Origin of the sequence: Pseudomonas sp. PDM16, from assembly GCF_014851865.1 — a bacterium.
In the GTDB taxonomy this organism is placed as follows: domain Bacteria; phylum Pseudomonadota; class Gammaproteobacteria; order Pseudomonadales; family Pseudomonadaceae; genus Aquipseudomonas.
The window spans coordinates 62,378-83,960 of sequence record NZ_JACVAM010000005.1 but is presented as its reverse complement, the minus strand read 5'-3'; the positions used below and the strand labels follow the sequence as shown (position 1 = coordinate 83,960).

23 protein-coding genes are annotated in these 21,583 nt (G+C 65.3%); 14 read left to right on the top strand and 9 right to left on the bottom strand.

What is annotated here, in order from left to right; genetic code table 11:
• Positions 1-46 precede the first annotated feature (46 nt).
• Positions 47-328 (top strand): peptidylprolyl isomerase, encoded by a 282-nt coding sequence (locus IB234_RS17475; protein ID WP_192320259.1) that lies wholly within the window; start codon positions 47-49, stop codon positions 326-328.
• Between the two features lie 18 nt (positions 329-346).
• Here the strand turns inward: IB234_RS17475 and IB234_RS17470 are convergent, their stop codons facing one another.
• Positions 347-1,396, bottom strand: coding sequence for a DUF1176 domain-containing protein (locus tag IB234_RS17470; protein ID WP_192320257.1), 1,050 nt, complete (start codon positions 1,394-1,396; stop codon positions 347-349).
• Positions 1,397-1,516: 120 nt separating this feature from the next.
• Here IB234_RS17470 and IB234_RS17465 point away from each other — a divergent pair, with 120 nt between their 5' ends.
• The gene (locus IB234_RS17465; protein WP_192320255.1) at positions 1,517-2,365 is read left to right on the top strand and encodes a class I SAM-dependent methyltransferase; all 849 of its coding nucleotides are present in this window, start codon (positions 1,517-1,519) and stop codon (positions 2,363-2,365) included.
• A gap of 3 nt (positions 2,366-2,368) precedes the next feature.
• On the opposite strand, the gene IB234_RS17460 is transcribed toward IB234_RS17465, so the two are convergent.
• Positions 2,369-3,292, bottom strand: coding sequence for a LysR family transcriptional regulator (locus tag IB234_RS17460; protein WP_192320253.1), 924 nt, complete (start codon positions 3,290-3,292; stop codon positions 2,369-2,371).
• A 131-nt stretch (positions 3,293-3,423) separates the two neighbouring features.
• Between IB234_RS17460 and IB234_RS17455 the strand changes: the two genes are divergently transcribed.
• The 5 genes from IB234_RS17455 to IB234_RS17435 all read left to right on the top strand — a co-directional run bounded on the left by IB234_RS17455 (position 3,424) and on the right by IB234_RS17435 (position 6,269).
• On the top strand, positions 3,424-4,173 hold the full coding sequence (locus tag IB234_RS17455; RefSeq protein WP_192320250.1) for a 3-oxoacyl-ACP reductase family protein: 750 nt from the start codon (positions 3,424-3,426) through the stop codon (positions 4,171-4,173).
• A gap of 92 nt (positions 4,174-4,265) precedes the next feature.
• Complete coding sequence (locus IB234_RS17450; protein WP_192320248.1) at positions 4,266-4,628, top strand: hypothetical protein; 363 nt, start codon at positions 4,266-4,268, stop codon at positions 4,626-4,628.
• A gap of 82 nt (positions 4,629-4,710) precedes the next feature.
• A complete protein-coding gene (locus tag IB234_RS17445) occupies positions 4,711-5,412 on the top strand; it encodes a YebC/PmpR family DNA-binding transcriptional regulator (RefSeq protein WP_192320246.1) in 702 nt (233 codons plus the stop codon).
• Positions 5,412-5,600: a hypothetical protein gene (locus tag IB234_RS17440; protein ID WP_192320243.1), complete on the top strand. Its 189-nt coding sequence runs from the start codon at positions 5,412-5,414 to the stop codon at positions 5,598-5,600. The genes IB234_RS17445 and IB234_RS17440 overlap by 1 nt, the downstream gene beginning before the upstream one ends.
• Before the next feature lie 129 nt (positions 5,601-5,729).
• The gene (locus tag IB234_RS17435; RefSeq protein ID WP_192320241.1) at positions 5,730-6,269 is read left to right on the top strand and encodes a hypothetical protein; all 540 of its coding nucleotides are present in this window, start codon (positions 5,730-5,732) and stop codon (positions 6,267-6,269) included.
• Positions 6,270-6,303: 34 nt separating this feature from the next.
• On the opposite strand, the gene IB234_RS17430 is transcribed toward IB234_RS17435, so the two are convergent.
• Both IB234_RS17430 and IB234_RS17425 read right to left on the bottom strand, forming a co-directional pair.
• Complete coding sequence (locus tag IB234_RS17430; RefSeq protein WP_192320239.1) at positions 6,304-6,597, bottom strand: DUF1883 domain-containing protein; 294 nt, start codon at positions 6,595-6,597, stop codon at positions 6,304-6,306.
• 41 nt (positions 6,598-6,638) lie between these two features.
• Complete coding sequence (locus IB234_RS17425) at positions 6,639-7,658, bottom strand: AraC family transcriptional regulator (RefSeq protein ID WP_192320237.1); 1,020 nt, start codon at positions 7,656-7,658, stop codon at positions 6,639-6,641.
• A 111-nt stretch (positions 7,659-7,769) separates the two neighbouring features.
• On the opposite strand from IB234_RS17425, the gene IB234_RS17420 reads away from it, so the two are divergent.
• From IB234_RS17420 to IB234_RS17390, 7 genes are all read left to right on the top strand, one after another.
• Complete coding sequence (locus tag IB234_RS17420; RefSeq protein WP_192320234.1) at positions 7,770-9,509, top strand: N-acyl-D-amino-acid deacylase family protein; 1,740 nt, start codon at positions 7,770-7,772, stop codon at positions 9,507-9,509.
• A gap of 76 nt (positions 9,510-9,585) precedes the next feature.
• Entirely contained in the window at positions 9,586-9,909 is a 324-nt protein-coding gene (locus IB234_RS17415; protein WP_192320232.1) for a cupin domain-containing protein, read from the top strand.
• 101 nt (positions 9,910-10,010) lie between these two features.
• Positions 10,011-10,490 (top strand): DUF2846 domain-containing protein, encoded by a 480-nt coding sequence (locus IB234_RS17410; protein WP_192320230.1) that lies wholly within the window; start codon positions 10,011-10,013, stop codon positions 10,488-10,490.
• Between the two features lie 16 nt (positions 10,491-10,506).
• A complete protein-coding gene (locus tag IB234_RS17405) occupies positions 10,507-11,109 on the top strand; it encodes a hypothetical protein (protein ID WP_192320228.1) in 603 nt (200 codons plus the stop codon).
• A gap of 126 nt (positions 11,110-11,235) precedes the next feature.
• On the top strand, positions 11,236-12,273 hold the full coding sequence (locus IB234_RS17400; protein WP_192320226.1) for an RNA methyltransferase: 1,038 nt from the start codon (positions 11,236-11,238) through the stop codon (positions 12,271-12,273).
• Complete coding sequence (locus tag IB234_RS17395) at positions 12,266-13,567, top strand: leucine-rich repeat-containing protein kinase family protein (protein ID WP_192320224.1); 1,302 nt, start codon at positions 12,266-12,268, stop codon at positions 13,565-13,567. Before IB234_RS17400 ends, IB234_RS17395 begins: the two co-directional genes overlap by 8 nt.
• A 26-nt stretch (positions 13,568-13,593) precedes the next feature.
• Entirely contained in the window at positions 13,594-14,562 is a 969-nt protein-coding gene (locus IB234_RS17390; RefSeq protein ID WP_192320222.1) for an endonuclease/exonuclease/phosphatase family protein, read from the top strand.
• 211 nt (positions 14,563-14,773) lie between these two features.
• Here IB234_RS17390 and IB234_RS17385 read toward each other — a convergent pair whose 3' ends face one another.
• The 5 genes from IB234_RS17385 to katE form a co-directional block, all read right to left on the bottom strand.
• A complete protein-coding gene (locus IB234_RS17385) occupies positions 14,774-15,631 on the bottom strand; it encodes an SDR family oxidoreductase (RefSeq protein WP_192320220.1) in 858 nt (285 codons plus the stop codon).
• Between the two features lie 20 nt (positions 15,632-15,651).
• Positions 15,652-18,189 (bottom strand): DNA ligase D, encoded by a 2,538-nt coding sequence (gene ligD / locus IB234_RS17380; RefSeq protein WP_192320218.1) that lies wholly within the window; start codon positions 18,187-18,189, stop codon positions 15,652-15,654.
• A gap of 15 nt (positions 18,190-18,204) precedes the next feature.
• Entirely contained in the window at positions 18,205-19,071 is an 867-nt protein-coding gene (locus IB234_RS17375) for a Ku protein (RefSeq protein ID WP_192320216.1), read from the bottom strand.
• A 22-nt stretch (positions 19,072-19,093) separates the two neighbouring features.
• Positions 19,094-19,222 (bottom strand): PSPA7_2676 family Cys-rich small protein, encoded by a 129-nt coding sequence (locus tag IB234_RS24165; RefSeq protein ID WP_263864198.1) that lies wholly within the window; start codon positions 19,220-19,222, stop codon positions 19,094-19,096.
• A gap of 138 nt (positions 19,223-19,360) precedes the next feature.
• The gene (gene katE, locus IB234_RS17370) at positions 19,361-21,496 is read right to left on the bottom strand and encodes a catalase HPII (protein WP_192320214.1); all 2,136 of its coding nucleotides are present in this window, start codon (positions 21,494-21,496) and stop codon (positions 19,361-19,363) included.
• Between the last annotated feature and the right edge of the window lie 87 nt (positions 21,497-21,583).

The window sequence follows — 21,583 nt, the reverse complement described above, 5'->3', positions numbered from 1 at the left end:
TCGATTGCGGTAGGCTCTGCTCCTCTTCAACTGGAGGTAATTCCCCATGGCCCGCGCCACTGCTCGTCACATCCTGGTTTCCAGCGAAGCCAAGTGCAATGAACTGAAAACCGCCATCCTGGGCGGTGCCGACTTCGCCGTGCTGGCCAAGGAAAACTCCACCTGCCCGTCCAGCCGTGACGGCGGCAACCTGGGCACCTTCGGCCCGGGCCAGATGGTTCGCGAGTTCGACCAGGTGGTATTCAGCGCCCCGGTCGGTGAAGTCCAGGGGCCGGTGAAGACCCAGTTCGGCTACCACCTGCTGGAAGTCACCGACCGTCAGGACTGATGTGTCTCGGCGGGGGCATCAGTCCCCCGCCACTCTCCACAGCGCTGGCCACTCACCGGGGTCGCCGGACGCACAGCGCGACATGAGCCGATAGGCCTGCACACGGAAGCGCTCACCGTCGAAACGCCAACTGCCTGACTCGCCACAGTCACCCACACCTCGCGCCTTCACCCGATACTCCAGCACGCCCGTCGATAGGTCGTAATGCACCCATCCCGCCGGCTCGCTGCCGTTCAGCGGAAGCGGATCGAGGCGCAAGTCCACTTCCTCATAAGGAGGCTGACGCAGCACCCGATACAGCGCGAACTCGCAGTTGTAGGCGGCACACCAGCTGCGTACCAGCACCAGCGCCTCGCGCTCGTTCAGGGCGAAGGCTTCGCCCACAGGCGCCTGATCCATCTCCTCTTCCTGAGCCGGATCACGGGCAGCCAGCATCACGGCCTGACGGATACGTTCTGCCTCTTCCGGTGCCAGCGGCGCAGCTCCCGGATAGGCTGGCAGCACTGGCAGACCGGGGGCTGGCGGTACTTCGGTATCCGACCGATCACCCGGACGATAAAGGGCACCCCGGGTCTCCAGCCGCCCCTGCACCGAGTCCATCAACAACAGCACGGCAGATAGCCCGGCGAGCGACACTTCCGCCTCCGGATCATCCACCAGCAACATGCTCAAACGGTCGGCATTGCGTAACTCGGCCAACAAGGCATGCACCGCTTTACCCTCGGCCCGGAGAATCAGCGCGCTGTCGTCAGGCACCTTGCGCAAGGAACCGGTCAGGAGCTCGGGCAATGGGCGCCCATCCAGCAGCAACGGAAAGGACGGTGGCTGCCCGGCGTAGATCAGGCGCAGCGACAGCAGCCCTTCCGGTCCTGCTGCACGCTCGAGCAACAGGCGCAACGAGCTGTAATCGCTGCTCTCGCGAGCGCTGAGCGCCTGGCAGCCGCGCTGGTTATCGCAGGCCACCACCCAATCCTTGATCTCGCGATACAGCGGCACCGCCTCCGGCGCGGCCTGAGCGGCTCCGAGAGCCAGCAGCCAGACGGCAAGCACTCTGAACGGGGCGAACATGTGGGCTCCTTGTCCATGACCCGGTGTCTGGCAGCTTGCCACAAGCCCGCTGAAATCAGGTTGATCGTTCCGGCAGATCATCGGTCGCACATTAGAAGTACGCGCCTCGGAGGAACCGCCATGACCCGCCGCTTACTACCCTGCCTACCCACGCTGCTGCTTGCCCTGTGCACCCCACTTCACGCGGCCGATGAGCCCCTCGACAGCACCGGCCAGATCAAGGACGACCAATACAACAAGGTACTCGCCGGTGAATGGCGCTCGTCCGAGCACCGCCTGCGCGATCCCGGCCGCCGACCGGTCGAGACACTGCGCTTCTTCGACCTGTCGCCAACCCAGACGGTGCTGGAGATCAGCCCCGGCGATGGCTGGTACAGCGAGATCCTCGCCCCGCTGCTGCGTGGCCAAGGCCAGTACATCGTCGCTTTCGGCGGCACCGACGATGCCAAGCAGAAGGCTGCGGCGGCGGAACTACGCAGCCGCTTCGAGAAAGATCCGGCACGCTATGACGCCATGCGCGTCATCGACTTCGAGGGCAAGGCTCCCAAATTAGGCGATGCGGAATCGGTGGATCTGGTGGTCAGCTTCGACGATATCCACGACTGGCAGGCGAGCGGCAGCGAAGCCGCCATGTTCAGCGCCGCCTACAAGGTTCTCAAGCCCGGCGGCAAGCTGGGCGTGACCGCCTTCCGCGCGGCCAAGGACGCCACCCTGGATCAGGTGAAAGACACCGGTTACCTGCCCACCGACCACGTGATCGGCAAGGCCAAGGACGCCGGCTTCGTGCTCGCCACCCTCGAGGAAATGCATGCCAACCCGCAGGACACCCACGACCACCCTAACGGCGTCTGGAGCCTGCCGCCCTACCTGAGTGGTGGCAGCGCCGAGGACAAGCGCCAGTACGAGAAGATCGGCGAGCCAGACCGTATGACCCTGGTCTTCGTCAAACCGAGCGGTCCTCGGCCCTAGACTTCAGCGAGCCGAAAACTGCCGATCCAGCCCCAGGGCGCGAAACTGCTCGACCATGAAGTCGATGAACACGCGGGTCTTTTGCGGCAGCAGTTTCTGCGCGGCAAAGTGGATGGAGATGATGCCGGTGTCCACGTACCAGTCCGGCAATACCCGCTGTAACGTGCCGGCCTGCAGGTGCGGCAGCGCGTGCGGCATGGCCACCAGGCAGATACCGAGGTGCATGAGTGCCGCCTGGCAAGCCGCTTCCGGGTCGCCCATGACGAGCCGAGGACGCAGGTCGATGGCAGCCTGCTGGCCTTCGCGATTACGCAGCAACATGGAGCGAATGCGACCAGTCTGCACAGCACGGATGAGGATGCCATCGTGCCCGGTCAATTCACCCGGCTCGCGGGGCGCTCCGTGTTCGGCCAGGTAGGCTGGAGACGCCAGTAGCACCCGGTGCGCCGGCGCCAGTTCGCGCGCCACAACCCCGGGCGCCTGCTCGAAACCACCCCCGATAGCAGCGTCGAAGCCTTCGGCAATCAGGTCCACGGGACGATTGTCGAAATGAAAGTCCGGCTGCACGCCGGGATAACGGGCGAGAAACTCCGGGAGCAACGGCATCACGTAATAGCGGCCAAAGGCATTACCCATGCTCACCTTCAGCACCCCGACAGGCTGGCCCTGGCGATCGGCCAGGTTGGCCATGGCCGCTTTCAGATCGTTCAAACCGCCGACCGACTCCAGCAGGAAGCGCTCACCAGCTTCGGTCAGGGTCAGGCTGCGCGTACTACGCTGGAACAGCCGTACGCCCAGGTGCGCCTCCAGGCTGGCCACATTCTTGCCCACCGCCGCCGGTGTCAAGCCCAAACGCCGCGCGGCCTCGGCGAAGCTTCCCGCCTCTGCGCTACGGACAAAACAGTCGATGCAATTGAGGGTATCCATGCCTCAACTATAAACCGTTACGATCTAAAGAAACCACGAATTAACGGCTAATCATGGATGAATAACCGGCAGATACTCAGCTCCGTCACGCAACAAACCTACCTAATCACTTACCCCTTTCGGAGATGACCATGACCACTTCCCTTTCCCTGAGCAACAAAGTCGCTTTCATCCAAGGCGGTTCGCGCGGCATCGGTGCTGCCATCGTCAAACGCCTGTCCCGTGACGGAGCCGCCGTGGCCTTCACCTACAGCCAGTCCGCCGCCAGCGCCAATGCGCTGGTCGCCGAAGTCGAAGCGGCCGGTGGCCGCGCCCTGGCAATTCGTGCCGACAGCGCCAGCGAGCAGGAAATCCGCGGCGCCATCGGCGAAGCGGTGCGCGTCTTCGGCCGCCTCGACATCCTGGTCAACAATGCCGGTGTGCTGGCCATCGCGCCGATCGAGGAGTTCAGCATCGACGACCTCGACCGCACCCTGGCGATCAACGTGCGCAGCGTGGTGATCGCCAGCCAGGAAGCCGCCCGGCACATGGGAGACGGCGGACGCATCATCAGCATCGGCAGCACCAACGCCGACCGCATGCCCTTCGCGGGCGGCGCCGTGTATGCCATGAGCAAGTCCGCCCTGGTGGGCCTGACCAAGGGCCTGGCGCGTGACCTCGGCCCGCGCGGCATCACCGTCAACAACGTGCAGCCCGGCCCGGTGGATACCGACATGAACCCGGACAACACCGACTTCGCCACCTCGCTGAAACCGATGATGGCCGTCGGGCGCTATGGCCAGGTCGAGGAAATCGCCAGCTTCGTCGCCTACCTGGCCGGCCCGGAAGCGGGCTACATCACCGGCGCCAACCTGCTGATCGACGGTGGCTTCGCCGCCTGACCCACAACCCCGTGCCGGCTCTGCCGTGCACGGGGTTTTCTTTGTGCGGCCATCCGGGGGACACTGCACACTCGCCTTGTCAGGACACCCGCATGGACCGCGCCACCGTAATCCCCCGCTCGCCCCTCAAGATCATTCTTTCCCTGCTCGCCCTGCTGATCGCCGCGCCGCTGGCTTACGGACTGTGGCAGTCGCTGCCCGGCTTCGGCCAACTGTTCGGCGGCTTCGCCAACGACATCCCCTGGCTCAGCCACTGGGTTGTGGATCACCCGCAGCAGATCTGGCTGTTCCTGCGCGTCGCCCTGGTCGCGAACCTGATAGGGCTCTGCATCTGGCTGTTCATCCGGGCACGCTGGGCCGCGATACTGCTGAGCTTCGCCACCGCCTTCACCTGGCTTGCACTGCTTGGTTTGCTGGTCGTGCTGTACCTGCCCGTCTTCACCATCGCCGTCTGAAAGCAGACCCGTTAGAATCGGCCCCCTCAATTCGCCCCGCACTTGCGGGGCTCCGTCAGACGCAACTCGCGAGAACTCCGTCATGGGCGCACAGTGGAAAGCCAAACCTAAAGAAGCCGCAGCCAACGCCAGGGGCAAGATCTTCGGCCGCCTGGTCAAGGAGATCATGGTCGCCGCACGCAACGGCGCCGATCCTGACCTGAACCCCAAGCTGCGCGTCGCCGTGCACCAGGCCAAGAAAGCCTCGATGCCTAAGGACACCCTGGAGCGCGCCATCAAGAAAGGCGCCGGCCTGTTGGGCGAGACCGTCAACTTCGAGCGCCTCACCTACGAAGGCTTCGCCCCGCACCAGGTGCCGGTGATCATCGAATGCCTGACCGACAACGTGAACCGCACCGTGGCGGAAATCCGCGTGTTGTTCCGCAAAGGCCAGATGGGCGCCTCCGGCTCGGTGAGCTGGGACTTCAACCATGTCGGCATGATCGAAGCCTCCACCGACAGCGGCGCCGACCCGGAACTGGCCGCCATCGAAGCCGGTGCACAGGACTTCGAGCCGGCCGATGAAGGCGACACCCTGTTCATCACCGAAATGACCGACCTCGACGCCGTGTGCAAAGCCCTGCCGGAGCATGGTTTCACCGTCAACGCGGCGAAGATCGGCTACATGCCGAAGAACCCGGTGACCAGCCTGACTCCCGAGCAGTTGGAAGAAGTCGAGGCCTTCCTCGAGGCCATCGACGGCCACGACGACGTGCAGAACGTCTACGTCGGCCTCGGCGGCTGATGGACCGAGCCACCTACCACCAGCAGCATGCCGCACGCGCCGAGGCAGAAGCCCGGCGCCTGCTGGAGCAGCGGCCCGCACTCGGCGCACGCTGGCTGGACTGGGTGGCTGCCGAGCTATACCACCTCACCCCACCCGAATACGCGGCCATGGTGCGTCGCGAGCTACAGCGTCTGAACGACATCTGAGATCGACTCTCGCCTTTTCGAGACATGCTCGAAAGAATTGCGATGCAGCCACAGCGAAAGCATGCCGGAGAGAACCTATCGACGGACTTTTTCGCTACCCTCGCGCTTTCACGGACGAGGAGCGGCTTCATGCGTTGTCATCTTGCGGTATCGAACCCGATCAAAGACCAGGCACTGACCGCCATGCGGTTCGGCAGGTCCGGCCGTAGTGCCGGCATCGGAGCCCGGATGGCAACGATGCTGCTGGCGACCCTGCTGCCCATCAACAGCTTCGCCGACTGCGCTGAAGACAGTGCGCTGGCAGTAGCCTTCATGGACAGTTATCTGAAGATGATCAGGACTACGGACAAGGCCGTCGAGGCATGGCTGAGGTCCCAGCCGCTCGCCGCTCCAGTTCTCATCGATGCCTACATTGCCGAGCGCGACCAGGGCTTGGCGATGGACCCCGAACTTGGCTGGGGCATGGATCTCATCCTCGACGCCCAGGACTCACCCGATGACGGTTTCCTGCCCTATCGCTGCGAATCCGAGCCTGGCCTGCTGCAGATTCAGGGCAAGGACTGGCCGGAGTTCAAGCTCGCCCTACGCCTGATCGATACCAGCGAGGGGCGCAAGATTGCTGGAGTTGGCCGGGTGAACCTGTCCGAAAACGAGCGTGCCGGTCGCTAATTCGATCGGCAGCCGATGTGAGGCCGGTCGCCGATCAGGCGCCGGAGTGGCGCAGGAACTTGATCGTGTATTCCATCTGCGGCTTGCGCGTCAGGCTGGCTGCACGGCGGGTGACGGTGTCCAGCGTGACGTTCCAAAAGCCATCGCTGGGCACCTTGATGCGCGCCGGGAAGCGATCGAAGGCGCCGCCGTGGTAGGTATGACGGCCACCGTTCTTGAAGCTGCGGAAGTTCGCATCGCTCATCAGGCGAATGTTGCAGGGCTGTGAGCAGTGGATGACGACCGTATCGCCCTCGCTGAGGTGCTCGCGCTGGTGAATGAACTTCATCGGTGTCTCCGCAAAAGAGCGAAAGATAGCACGTCGCCCCCTCAGCCCGCCGCTCCGCCGCGATGAAGCCTGCGCCAGGCCGACGGCGACTCGCCGAAATGATTGCGGAAGGCCTTGGAGAATGCCGCCTGCTCGGTGTAGCCGAGCACGTCGGCAAGCAGGGTCAGCGGCATGGACGAGGCCTGCACGTGCCAGCCGGCCGTATCCATCTTTACCTGATGCACCAGTTGCCTGAAGGTCAGTCCCTGAGCCTGCAGCCTCCGCTGCAGGGTGCGCGCCTGTAGCCCGAGCAGCTCGGCGATGTGCCCCAGCGAGTGCTCGCGCAGGCCGATGGTCTGCACCACCAGGCTACGCACCTGTAGCTCAAGATCGTCCTGCAAGCCGTCGAGCAGCGCCCGCAGGTAGTCGTCGAGCCATACTGATCGGTCATTCGAGATGCTCAGCACAGGGCGTGTGAGGATTTCTGCGTCGTACACCAGGCAATCCGTTTCCTGATCGAAGCGCACCTCGCAGCCCAGGTGCTGGCGATAGGCCGACAGCGGCGCGACCGGGCTATGACTGAACTCGATGCGCAGCGGACGCAGGTCGGTTCCGCCCATGGCACGCACCAGGCGTGCGCAATCAGCAATGGCCATTTCCCGGTACTGCTGGGCACCCTCCTCGGCGAAGAAATGCTCGATGCGCTGCACCTTCACTCGCCCCTCGAGCGCCAGCAGGCGCCAGTGCTCGGCCTTGTTGTGCAGCGCCAGATAGCGCTGTACGGCAAGAAAAGCCGTATGCAGGTCAGGTTCGCGCACCAGCAGGCGGCCCAGTAGCCCGAGCATCTCCACACCATGATGATGCGCCAGGCGCAGGCCGAGATCGGGACAGTGCAGCTGGTCCGCCCCCTCGGCCAACAGGCGAACCAACTGCTCGATGCGAATCAGACAATCACCGTCTTCCAGCTCGGCCCGACTCAGACCGACACCCGCCAGCAACGCATCCAGGTCACCACCAAGACGCATCACTTCGGTCGGCAAGCCGGTCAGCGCCGCACTGCGGACTTCGTAGCGAATGGTCATGCAATTCTCCGATCAGGTGGTCAGAAAATGCCGTGATTGTCGTGTCATGACAAGTTTGTAAGCCGTACTCGGCCTAGTCTCACCTCAGAACAACAATAAAGAGAGTGACTCATGGCCCAGTACGACCTGATCCTCCAGGGCGGCCGCTACTTCGACGGCAGCCCCTCGCCCTCCACCATCCGCAGCCTGGCGATCAAGGATGGTCGCGTCGCCCTGGTCAGCACCGAGCCGCTCGACGAGAGCCTGGCCGAGCGGGTGATCGACGCCCGCGACAAGTGGATCACCCCGGGCTTTCTCGATACCCACACCCATTACGACGCCGAGCTGATCGTCGCGCCCAGTCTGTCCGAGTCCGTGCGCCACGGCGTAACCACCGTGCTGGTCGGCAGCTGCTCGCTGAGCATGGTGTGCAGCGAGGCCGAAGACGCCTCGGACATCTTCACACGGGTCGAGACAGTGCCACGCGAGAAGGTCCTGCCCATCCTGACCGAGCACAAGACCTGGAGCAGTCCGAGCCAATGGCGCGCGTTCATCGACCGCCATCCACTGGGGCCGAACCTGATCAGCTTCCTTGGCCACAGTGACCTGCGCGTGGCGACCATGGGCCTGCACCGCGCCACCGACCGTCAGGTGCGCCCGAGCGAGGAGGAAATGCAGCACATGGAGAATGTGCTCGAAGAAGCGCTGGACTGCGGTTTCCTCGGCCTCTCCACCATGTGCCTGAAGTGGGACAAGATCGACGGTGACCGCGAGTGGTCGAAGAGCCTGCCCAGCACCTACGCACGCTGGGGCGAAGTGCGCCGTCTCAATCGTCTGCTGCGCAAGCGCGGCCGCGTACACCAGGGCGCGCCCAACGCCGCCAATCCGCTGCAGATCACCCAGTACATCGGCGAGGCCATCGGTCTGCTGCGCAAGCCGCTGAAGACCACACTGATCTCCCTGCTCGACCTCAAGGGCAACAGCAGCCTGGCCCTGCTCGCCCGACTCTCCGCCTGGGTCACAAACCGTCTCGGCGGCGACTTCCGCTGGCAGTTGCTACCTACACCTTTTGCCATCTACGCCGACGGCATGGATATCGTGCTGTTCGAGGAGTTCGGCGCTGGCGAAATGGCCCTCGACGTCAAGGATCACCTCGAACGCAACCTGCTGCTGCAGAACGAGCAGTACCGTCGCACCTTCCGCAAATACTACGCCGACAAGTTGTCACCCCGCGTGTGGCAGCGCGACTTCGGCGACGCTGTGATCCTCGGCTGCCCCGACGCCTCGCTGGTCGGGCGCAACTTCGCCGACCTGGCCAATGAGCGCGGGCTGCACGTGGTCGACCTATTCCTCGACATGGTGGTGCAGCATGGCCGCCAGCTGCGCTGGTTCACCGTGATCGGCAACCACCGCAAGGACCGGCTGCGCGAGATGGTGCGTAGCCCCAATACCCTGATCACCTTCTCCGACGCCGGCGCCCACATCCGCAACATGGCCTTCTACAACTTGCCTCTGCGCATGCTCAGGCTGGTGCAGGAGAGCCACGATGAGGGTGCGCCGGTGATGAGCCTGGAGCGTGCCGTACACCGGCTCACCGGAGAACAGGCGGAGTGGCTGGGCATCGAGGCCGGCTACATCCGCGAGGGTGACCGCGCCGACATCGTACTGCTCGACCCCGCAGGCCTGCGCCAGAACCTCGAACGAGAGACCTGGGACGAGATGCAGGGTTTCGGCATCCCACGCATGGTCTGCCGCAACCCCGGCTGCGTCAGCCATGTGCTGATCAACGGCAGGCTGGCGGTGGACGATGAGCAGGTGGTGCCGGAACTGGGCCGGCAGCCCGGTTTTGGCCGTTTCCTTCCGGCGCGCTGAAACTGTGTATGGGTACATGGGCAAGCGTGCTGACGATCTGGCACGCTGAGCCCCCACCCGTACAAGGAATGACGCGATGACACTGCCGATACTGACCCGCCTGTTACCCCCACCGACCTCGGCAGAAAGAGAAGAGCGATTCGTGCCCCTGCTGCAGACCGAGCGACTGCAGTTGGAGCAGATCGTCTCCCACGGCCAGGCCAGCCCGGAAGGTTTCTGGTACGACCAGCCACGGCCGGAGTGGGTAGTCCTGCTGCGCGGCACGGCGCGACTGCAGTTCGACGAAGGCGACCAGGCGCTGGTGGCCGGCGATGCGGTACTGATCCCCGCCCACTGCCTCCATCGAGTGGCCGAATGCTCGCAGGACGCCGTCTGGCTGGCCCTCCACTTCCAGGCCTGAGCCGAAAGCGCCGCACGCCCGGCTAATTTCCTCGTACCCGCCGCTGGGCTTCCGGCTCGCTGCTACGCTGCTGTGAGCCAACACGCCCAGAAGGAGCGCCCATGCGCCGACTGCCGTCCCTGATCACTGCCCTGCTCGTGCTCACCGGCTGCGCCGGTCCCGGCTACTTCGAAGCGGTACCGCCCAGCAGCCCGGACCAGGCCGTGGTCTATCTGTACCGCCCCGAGGCGGACAACCCTGGCCGCCAGCCCCTGCGCTTCTCCTATCCGGATGTGCTGATCGACGAGCAGAGCGTTGGCACCCTTCAGTTCAACTCCCACCGCCGCGTCGAACTGCCGCCGGGGCGCCACAGCATTCGCATCACCGGCCTGACCCGCCAGGCCAAGTGGGAACCACGCGATATCAAGCAGAACTTCAGCGTCGCCCCCGGCGAGATCAAGTACCTCAAGCTCGACGTGCGCTTCAACCTGAGCGAGATGACCCTGGGCACTCCAGGCCCCAGCTACCTGATCCACCTTCGGCCAATGCGTCCGGATGACGCCATCTACGAGATCCGCAACACCGAACCGCAGACCCCATGAAGCAAGGAGCGACCCCATGAGCACAAGCCATCTTCTCTACCTCTCCCTGGCCTCCAGCCTGCTGCTCGGCTGCCAGAGCAACGCGGACAATGAACTGGCTACGGACTACAGCCGCACCGCTGCCTATGCCGAAGGCGTCCCGGGAGGGGTCGTGCAGGAGACCGAGGAGCTGGATGCCAGCGTCAGTGCGGTCGACACCACCAAGCGCACCTTTACCCTCAGAGACAACCTGGGTAACAGCCGCACCCTCCATGCCCCCGAGCAGATGCAGAACTTCGAGCAACTGAAGGTGGGAGACAAGGTCCGGGCCGTGGTCACCCAGGAGCGCATCGTCTATCTGCGTCAACCTGGAGAACCGGCGGAGGACGGGGCCGCTGGCATGCTCGCCACCGCGCCGCTGGGCGACAAGCCGGGCGTACTGGCGGCTGACACCGTGGAGGTCACGGCACTGGTCAAGGGTATGGACACCGTCCTGCGCACGGCCACCCTGCAGTTGCCCGATGGCAGCGAGCGCACCATCAAGGTCCGCCCGGATGTGGACATGAAGACCGAGTACCTTGGCCGTCAGGTGGTACTGCGCGTCACTACCGCCGTCGCCATCAGCGTCGTGCCGCAGTGACCTGACGTACCGCAGACTGCCCCCACTTCGACGGCCTGCGGCGCCGGCACCCAAAAAAACATGCCGCGCCAACCCAGGCGACCACCTCTACGCGCTACCACCACCCGGTGGTAGCATGCGCGCCCCATGCGAATCTCCGACATCCACCAGCGCCTCGCCGACCTCGGCGCCCTGCCCGCCCATAGCGGCCGGGTGATACGCGCCTGGCTGCAGGGCAAGCCGCTGAACACCGGCATCAAGCGCCAACACACCGAGCACTTCCTGCCGCTGTCCGTGCGCAACGGTCTGCCGCAGCTGAGCGAGGAACTGGAAGGCCTGGCCCGGGTCCGCTCCGAGCACCCGGCCGCCGACGGCTCGGTTCGCCTGCTGGTGGAACTGGGCGACGGCCAGATGGTGGAAAGCGTGCTATTACCGCGCGACGGCCTGTGCGTATCAACCCAGGTCGGTTGCGCCGTCGGCTGCGTGTTCTGCATGACCGGCAAGAGCGGTCTGCTGCGTCAGGTCAGCAGCGCCGAAATCGCCGCCCAGGTGGCCCTGGCGCGCCGCTACCGGCCGGTGAAGAAAGTGGTATTCATGGGCATGGGCGAACCGGCGCACAACCTCGACAACGTGCTGGAGGCCATCGACCTGCTCGGCACCGACGGCGGCATCGGCCACAAGAATCTGGTGTTTTCCACCGTCGGCGACCCACGGGTGTTCGAGCGCCTGCCACAGCAGCGGGTCAAGCCGGCCCTGGCCCTGTCGCTGCACAGCACCGACGCCGCCCTGCGCGAGCGCCTGCTGCCCAAGGCGCCGAAGATCACCCCCGAGGAGCTGATGACCCTGGGCGAAGCCTACGCCCGCCAGGTCGGCTACCCGATCCAGTACCAGTGGACCCTGCTCAAGGGCATCAACGACAGCCAGGATGAGATGGACGCCATCCTGCGCCTGTTCAAGGGCCGCTACGCCGTGCTCAACCTGATCCCCTACAACAGCCTGGAAATGGACGAGTACCAGCGCCCGGACGGCCAGCGCATCGTGCAGATGGTGCGCTACCTGCACAGCCGCGGCGTACTGACCAAGGTGCGCAACAGCGCCGGGCAAGACATCGATGGCGGCTGCGGCCAACTGCGCGCCCGCGCGGTGGACGTGGTCAACACCAGCCGGCTGCGCCCTCATGCATAGCCTCGAACAGCTGCGCCGCGGCGAGCTGACCGGCATCACTCGCCTGGACCTGGCCGCCGACCTCACGGAGTTTCCCCGCGAGATCTTCGCCCTGGCCGACAGCCTGGAAGTGCTCAACCTCAGTGGCAACCACCTGACCGACCTGCCTCACGACCTGTCGCGACTGCACAAGCTCAAGGTGCTGTTCTGCTCGGACAACCCCTTCGAGACCCTGCCGGAAGTGCTCGGCGACTGCCCGCAGCTGGAGATGGTCGGGTTCAAGGCCAACCACCTCCAGCACGTGCCGGCCGCCGCGCTGCCGCAACAGCTGCGCTGGCTGATCCTCACCGACAACCGCATCGCAGCGCTGCCCAACGAACTGGGTGAGCGCCCGCGGCTGCAGAAACTGATGCTGGCCGGCAACCGCCTGAGCGCGCTGCCGGAAAGCATGGCGCAACTGCACCGCCTGGAACTGCTGCGCATCGCCGCCAACCGCCTCGACTCCCTGCCCGACTGGCTGCTGCGTCTACCGCGCCTGACCTGGCTGGCCTTCGCCGGCAACCCGGGCAGCGATGCCAGTGAAGCCGAGGCGCTGGCACACCACCCGCTGCCAGCCATCGCGCGCAACCAGATCGAGCTGGGCGAAATTCTCGGCCAGGGCGCCTCGGGCATCATCCACCGCGCCGACTGGCAGCAACCCGGCCAGCCCACCCGCGCCATGGCCGCCAAGCTGTTCAAGGGCGAGCTGACCAGCGACGGCCTGCCCCACAGCGAAATGGCCGCCTGCCTGGCCGCCGGCGAGCAGGACAACCTGATCCATGTCGCCGGCCCGCTGGCCGAGCAGCCTGGCGAGCCGACCGGCCTGCTGCTGGAGCTGGTCGGCCCGCAGTATCGCAACCTGGCCGGCCCGCCCTCACTGGCCAGCTGCACCCGCGACATCTACACCGAGGGCCGCCGCTTCAACGCAGACGAAGCCCTGCACATCGCCCGCGGCGCCGCCGCAGCGATGGCACACCTGCACGAACGCGGCATCCTGCATGGCGACCTGTACGCCCACAACCTGCTGGTGAACCAGGCCGGCCATTGTCTGCTCGGCGACTTCGGCGCCGCCTCCTTCTTCGCCCCTCGCAGCACCACCGGCCGCGCGCTGCAACGCATCGAGGCGCGTGCCTTCGGCTGCCTGCTGGAAGAACTGCTGCAACGCTGCGATTCGAGCGAGCTGGAACCTCTGTGGCAACTGCAGCGCCGCTGCGTATCGTCGATCCTCGACGAGCGCCCATACTTCGCCGAAATCCTCGACCGACTCTCCCGCTGAACTTGCCGGCCCGGGACACAGCGGCCATGCTCCGTGCTCAGCCCACCGCCGGCTCCCGCCCACCCATGCAGCCACTTCGCTACGACCTCTGGTTCCTCTCCCTCGCCTGCCTGCTCGGCCTGCTCCTGCCTTGGCTGCAGCCGCTGGCCGGCACCGCGGGCACACTGACCTGGCTGCTCGACCTGGCCAGCCACTGGCAATGGCTGTTCGTCACCGGCTTGGTGCTGACCACCCTTGGCGGTGCCTGGCGTGAGCGGCGCTGGCTGCTGGCGCTGCTGGCCTTGCCACTGCCCTGGCTGAGCGCCACGCCCGTGCTGCCGTCAGGCAGCGGGGAAGGTCCGAAGCTGCGCGTGGCCAGCGCCAACCTGCACCTGGAAAACTCCAACCTGGAGCCGCTGGCCGCCTGGCTGGAGCAGACACGACCGGATCTGGTGGTGCTGCTGGAAGTCTCGCCGCGCTACGCCCGGGAACTGGAAAAGCTGCCCGGCTATCCGCATCGGCTGGTCCACGCCGAAAACTCGCCCTTCGGCATCGCCCTGCTCTCCCGCCTGCCACTGGAACAGGGCCACAAGGGCCGCGACGACCAGGGCATCGTGCACCTGCAGGCACAGCTGGACTTCGCCGGCTGCGCCCTGAACATGACCGCCCTTCACCCCATGCCACCGCTGCTGCCGGAAGACCAGGAACGCCGCGATCGGTTGCTGAAACAACTGATCCAGGCCAGCGGCGCCGGCCCCGCCCTGCTCGCCGGCGACCTCAACGCCAGCCCCTGGTCGAGCGCCTTCACCGACCTCGACACCCTCGGCTGGCGGCGCGCCAGCGGCCTCGGCCCGACATGGCCAAGCGCGGGACTGGGCCTGATCGGCATCCCCATCGACCACGTGCTGGCCTCCGCCCACTGGCGCCTGCTCAGCAGCGAGCGCGGGCCCAACCTGGGTTCCGACCACCTGCCGATACTGGCGCGGGTCGAACTGGTCGACGGAGCCTGCCGCTAACGCTCGGCTAAAGAGCGACCTCATGGCCGAGCGAGAAACATCCGTCAGGCGAAGTGCATACTCAGGACGGTTGCAGAACTCGCGGATGGGCAACGGTCCTTGCGAGCTGTCGATAAACGCCGGATTCCCTTCCTGTTCATCCTGTCGGAAGCCACCATCCCACATCCCGGCATCGGATTGCTCAACCGCCCGTGAGCTCTACAACGGCAGACTAGCCGTTGACCACGTACCCACCGTTCACGTGCAGCACCTGCCCGCTGACGTAGGACGAGTCGTTGCTGGCCAGGTAGACGAAGGCCGGCGCTACCTCGGATGGCTGGCCGGGACGCTGCATAGGCGTCTCCGCGCCGAAGGTGGCGACCTTGTCCTCCGGGAAGGTAGACGGGATCAGCGGCGTCCAGATCGGCCCCGGGGCCACCGCATTGACACGAATGCCACGCTTGACCAGGTTCAGCGCCAGCGAGCGGGTGAAGGTGGTGATGGCGCCCTTGGTGGATGAATAGTCCAGCAGCATCGGGTTGCCCTTGTAGGCCGTGATCGAGGTGGTGTTGACGATGGTCGCCCCCTTTTTCAGATGCGGCAGCGCGGCCTTGGTCAGCTGGAACATGCCGAAGATGTTGGTGCGGAAGGTCTGCTGCCACTGATCCTCGCTGATGTCCTCCAGCCCCTCCTGCGGCTGCTGTTCGCCGGCGTTGTTGATCAGGATGTCGATGTGCCCCCACTTGCCGACGGCTGCGTCGACCACCTGCTTGCAGAAGCCCGCATCGGCCACATCGCCGGCCAGCGGCAGCACCTGGCGGCCACGTTTCTCGATTTCGGCCTGGGTGTGACGGGCATCTTCCTCGCGGTCGAGGTAGAGCAGCACGATGTCGCAGCCCTCTGCGGCGAAGTGCACGGCCACTGCCCGACCGATGCCACTGTCAGCACCGCTGACGATGGCGACCTTGCCTTCCAGCTTGCCGGCAGCGCGGTAGTGGTCATCGATGTAGATAGGCTGCGGACGCATCTGACCTTCGCTGCCGTGGGGAATGTCCTGGTGCTGCGGTGGCAGAGTCTGCTTCTCGCTCATCTGGGGTTCCTCCAAATCGTTCAAGGGGGTGTGGCGCCGAGCCGCTCCCACATGGCGCGGGTCAGGCGTTGGCGATTGGCGTAGCCGTGCCAGGGGTCCTGCTGCAGCTGGTCCAGGCGCTGGGGCAGGTTGTCGATGGTCCACTGCTGGGCGCTGCGCAGATCGTCCAGCTCGTCACGGGCAATCGGTACCGACACCGGTAAGCCGGGACGCGCACGCAGCGAATACGCGGCCACCGTGCTGGCACCACGGCCGTTGCGCAGATAGTCGATGAAGATCTTGCCGACCCGGTTCTTCGGCCCCGAAGTAGCAGTGAAGCGCTCCGACAGCTGGCGGGTCATGAACTGGGCCACGGCCTTGGCGAAGGCCTTGACCTCATCCCAGCCGGCGCGCCGGGACAGCGGCACGATGATATGGATGCCCTTGCCACCGCTGGTCTTGAGGTACGCGTCCAGGCCCAGTTCGTCGAGCACGGTCAAGGTCAGGCGGGTCGCTTCCAGCATGCTGCGCCAGGGCAGCGCCGGGTCCGGGTCGAGGTCCAGGACGAAATGGTCAGGCGTCTCGATGCGGTCACTGGTGGCACCCCAGGTGTGCAGTTCGATGCAGCCCATCTGCGCGGCGCCCACCAGCGCCGGCAGGCTGTCGATTTCCATCAGCCGGGCGTGGCCGGGGTCCAATCTGGGGTCCAGGTGCTTGATATGGGGAATGGCCAGGCGCTCGGCATGCTTCTGGAAGAAATGCTCGCCACCAACGCCCTCCGGCGCCCGCACCAACGATACCGGACGATTGTCCAGGTACGGCAACACCCAGTCGGCGATGCGCTCGTAGAACTGCGCCAGCTGCAGCTTGGTGGTGCCGCTGTCCGGATCGATCACCCGCTGCGGATTGCTGATCGGCACGCCGGCCACCACCGGTTTGCCGGCTGACTTTCCGGCTGCGCCGCTCGCGATCTTCCTGGTCTTCGGCTCGGCCGGCGCGCTCGGCCGCTCGCGCACGATCTGCGCCGCCGGCTTGTCGCTACGCAAGGCGATGAAGCTGGCCTGGCGCACGATGCCCTCGCGTGTCCACTCGGCAAACTCCACCTCGCCCACCAGTTGCGGCTCGACCCAGCTGACGCCACGCGCCTGGGCCGCGGTCAGCTTCTTGGCCAGCGGCGAGTCGCTGCACGCCAACTGCTGCAGGCGTTGGTGCAGCATCTTGAGCGACGATTCGCCGAAGCCGGTGCCGACCCGCCCGGCATAACGCAGCCCATCTTCGTCGTTGACCGCCAGCAGCAGCGCCCCGAAGCCACTGCGGCTGCCCTGCGGCCGGGTGTGGCCAACGATGACGAACTCCTGGCGCAGACGGCACTTGAGCTTGATCCAGTCCGGGCTACGCCGCGATACATAGCTGCTGCCGGCACGCTTACCGATCACCCCTTCCAGGGACATGGAGCAGGCGCTCTCAAGGATGTCCTGATGGTGGGCGGTAAACGCCGCGGAGAAGCGCAACGGGCTGTTGCGCGGGTTGCCCAGCAACAGTTTGAGCCGAGCCCGGCGTTTCTCCAGCGGAATCTGGCGCAGGTCCTCGCCGTTGATGAAGGGCGCATCGAACAGGTAGTAGATGAGGTCGTGACTGCGGCCAATCTCGAAGGCGCTCTGCAACTGCTGGAAGTCCGGTAGGCCCTGCTCGTTGAGCGCCACCACTTCGCCGTCCAGCCAGCTGTTATGCAGGCCTAGCTTGGCCAGGGCCTTGGCCTGCAGTGGCAGGCGCTCGGTCCAGTCATGACCGTTGCGGGTGAACAGACGCACCTCACCCTCGCGGATGCGGGCGAGGATGCGGTAGCCGTCGAACTTCACCTCGTACAGCCAGTCACCCTCCGGCGGCCGGTCGATCAGCGTGGCCAGCTGTGGCGCCAACGTATCGGGAAACGGAGCCGCTGCAGGTTCGCTCGCCGCTGGTTTGGTTGACGACTTAGCCGACACCTTGCGCTTGCCGGCCTTGCTCGGCCCGCCCACCAGCGCACCGCTGATCACGCTCTGCGGCTGGTCCTCTACGATGTCGTAGTCGTCGCTCGAACGCGCCTGCTCGTCGCGCTCCTTGATCAGCAGCCACTGTTCCTTGTCGCCGCTGCCACGCAGGCGGGTACGCACCAGGGTCCAGTCGCCAGCCAGCTTCTCGCCGACCAGGCCAAACTTGAGCTTGCCCGCCGCGTAGTCGGCGACCGGGTCACCGTGCGGCTGCCAGATGCCATGGTCCCAGACGATCACGTCGCCGGCGCCGTAGTTGCCCTCGGGAATGCTGCCCTCGAAGCCGGCGTAGTCCAACGGGTGATCCTCCACATGCACGGCCAGGCGCTTGTGCTGCGGGTCCAGGCTCGGTCCCTTGGGCACCGCCCAGCTTTTCAGCGTGCCATCCAGCTCCAGACGGAAGTCGTAGTGCAGATGGCGGGCATCGTGCTTCTGCACCACGAAGCGCAGCGCGCCGGCCTTGCCCGCCCGTTTGCGCGGTTGTTCGCGGGGCTCGCTGGTCTGCTCGAAATTGCGTTTGCGGTTGTACTCGCTGTGGGCCCTGACCATGGTCGTTGTCCTGGCTTACTGGCGTGCGGTCTTGGCAGGTTTGCGCGTGGTCGTGCCTTTGCTTGCCGCCTTGGGCTTCGCCTTGCTCGTGGGCTTGCCACCGAGGCTGCGCTTGAGCAGCTCGGTGAGGTCGATGACATCGGCACTGCGCCGCGCCTCCTCTCCCTCGACGCGCTCCACGTCCTCGATCTTGCCGGCCTTGGCCTTGCGCTCCACCAGTTCCATGATGCGGTCCTGGAAGCTGTCCACGTACTCATCCGGCTGCCAGTCGGCACTCATGTCCTTGATCAGGCGCTTGGCCATGTCCAGCTCGCTCTTGACCAGCTTGGGCTTGGTCACCGCCGGGCCCAGTTCCAGCGTTTCCAGGCCGCGCACCTCGCCGGGCCAGCGCAGCATCACCAGTACCAGGGCGTCCTCCAGCGGCATCAGCGCTGCCAGGTGCTGGCGGGTATGCAGCACCACATGGGCCAGGGCCACCTTGTCGGTGCTTTTCAGCGCCTCGCGCAGCAGCGCGTAGACCTTCTCGCCGCGGCGGTCGGGAGCCAGGTAGTAAGGGGTATCGATGTGCTGCAACGGAATCTGCGGGCTGTCGACGAAGGCGAAGATATCGATGGTCTGGGTCGACTCCGGGTGTGCTGCACGGATTTCCTCCTCGCTGAGCACCACGTAGCGGCCCTTCTCATAGGCAACGCCCTTGACGATGTTCTCCTTGGTCACCTCCTTGCCGGTGACCTTGTTCACTCGCTTGTAGCCGACCGGCTCCATGCTGCGCTTGTCCAGCCAGTCGAAGTTCACGCCCTGGGAAGCAGTGGCCGATGCCAGGGCAACCGGGATATGCACCAGCCCGAAGCTGATGGCTCCTTTCCAGATGGCCCTAGGCATGATGCTCGGCTCCGTGCATAACTCAGGTCTCCGGCAGGTAACGGAAGCTGCCGCAGCGACTGCAGCATTGGCACAGCAGGGTCTCCTTGCCGATAAGAGTGGCCACGCCACCGGCCCAGGTACAACCAACGATCAAGCATCGAATAGTCATATTTGCCTCCTCGGCCGGGATGGCCGCAGCACCTGTTCAATCAGTCGACCTTCGCCCCGTGAAGAAGGTTTTACTCAAACGCCGACCGGCAGATCGCGTGACAGTGCGCCGCGCCGTACGACGCGGGCGAACACGTCATCAGGCCGGAATGGCCTTGGCTTTCGGCTCCCGTGCCCACACCCGGTGCTGAGCCATCGCCTTGACCAGCTTGGTGCACAGGCCCGACGCCTTGTCGGCCGTCAGCAGTCCCTCGTCCGCCTCCAGGCGCAGCAGCTTGGCGAGGTCACCCGACTCGCCGCACAGGGCAATGGCCTTCAGGTGCTTGTAGGCCTCCAGCAGGTAGTGCAGCGCGGCGCCATTGCCCTCCAGCGCCTTGGCTGCCTGTGCACCGCCTGGCACGAATACGGCGTCCAGGGCAATCGAGGGCAGGCCGTCGAAGGTGTCGTCCGGCAGCAGGGTGTTGCCGTCGCTGGTCTTGACTGCCGCCGAGGTCGGGCCGATCAGCTTGGTGGTCGCGCCCTCGCCAGTGAGTACACCGATGATGTGGCTGATGTCGTCGGCATTGGCACCTTCGGCCAGCAGGATCGCCACCTTGCGCGAGCGGATGTTGCCCGACAGCAGGTTGGCCTGGCTCAGCGCCGGCGACGCCTGCAACGAGCTCTGCGCAGGTGCAGCGGTGCCGGCGCTCGGTGTCGGCAGGCCAAGATTCTCCGCCACCCGAGAGGCCAGCGTCAGGTCGATATTGGCGAGGATCTGGTTGAGCTCGCGTTCGCGGATCTCGCGACTCTCCACCTTGCCTAGCTCGAAGCTGTAGGCGGCGATCATGTGCTCCTGCTCATGCGCCGCCATGCTGTTCCAGAACAGCCGCGCCTGGGAGAAGTGATCAGCGAAGGAGTCAGCGCGCTTGCGCAACTTCACCCCGCTCATCGGTTCCGGGTACGAGGCAAAGCCACCACCGCTGGCCGCCTCCGGCGTCTCCTTGGGCCAACCTCCGTCGATGGAGTTGGGCTCGTAGGCTGCCCTGCCCTTGTTGATGGTCTGCCGATGCGGCGCATCGCGGTTGTTGTTATGGAACGGGCATAGCGGCCGGTTGATCGGCAGCTCGTTGAAGTTAGGCCCGCCCAGGCGCAACAGCTGGGTGTCGGTGTAGGAGAACAGCCGACCCTGCAGCAGCGGGTCGTTGCTGAAGTCGATGCCCGGCACCACATGGCCAATATGGAAGGCCGCCTGCTCGGTCTCGGCGAAGAAGTTGTCCGGGTTGCGGTTGAGCACCATCTTGCCGACAAGCCGCACCGGCACCAGCTCCTCGGGCACCAGCTTGGTCGGGTCGAGTAGGTCGAAGTCGAACGTGTGCTCGTCCTCCTCGGGAATCACCTGCAGGCCCAGCTCCCATTCCGGATAGTCGCCGCTCTCGATGTCCTCCCACAGCTGCCGGCGGTTGAAGTCCGGGTCCTTGCCGGCCAACTTCTGCGCCTCATCCCACACCAGCGAGTAGGTGCCGGACACCGGTCGCCAGTGAAACTTGACGAATACGCTGCGGCCCTCGGCATTGATCAGGCGGAAGGTGTGCACGCCAAAACCCTGCATGGCCCGGTAGGCCACCGGGATGCCGCGATCGGACATGGCCCACTGCACCATGTGCGCGGACTCCGGCTGCAGCGAGACGAAGTCCCAGAAGGTGTCATGGGCCGATTGGCCGGTAGGGATTTCATTGTGCGGCTCCGGCTTCACCGCGTGGACGAAGTCGGGGAACTTGATCGCGTCCTGGATGAAGAACACCGGCATGTTGTTGCCGACAAGGTCGAAGTTGCCCTCGTCGGTATAGAACTTGGTGGCGAAGCCACGCACGTCGCGCACCGTGTCCGCCGAGCCGCGCGGGCCCTGCACGGTGGAGAAGCGCACGAACACCGGGGTCTTCTTCTCGGGATGGTTGAGGAAGTCAGCCTTGGTGATCTTGCTCAACGACTCGTAGACCTGGAAGTAGCCGTGGGCTGCCGAGCCACGGGCATGCACTACCCGCTCGGGAATGCGCTCGTGGTCGAAGTGGGTGATTTTCTCGCGCATCAGGAAGTCTTCCAGCAGCGAGGGGCCCCGCTCGCCGGCCTTCAGCGTGTTCTGGTTGTCCGCCACCTTGACCCCGGTGTTGGAAGTCAGGGCCTCGCCGCTGGCGTCTTCGCGCCAGGTATCGAGCTGCTCCAGCTTGGCGTTGCTGTTGCCGCGGTCGGTGGTATCGGTGCCTGCCGCCTGGCTAGGGCTCTTCTTGTTGGCTGACATGGTTTTTCTCCTCATGGCTGATGTGGCTACCTAGTTCTGAGGAAGGTGTCCCGCGGAGGTTCTAGGGATATTTTCTGCCGCTGCGCT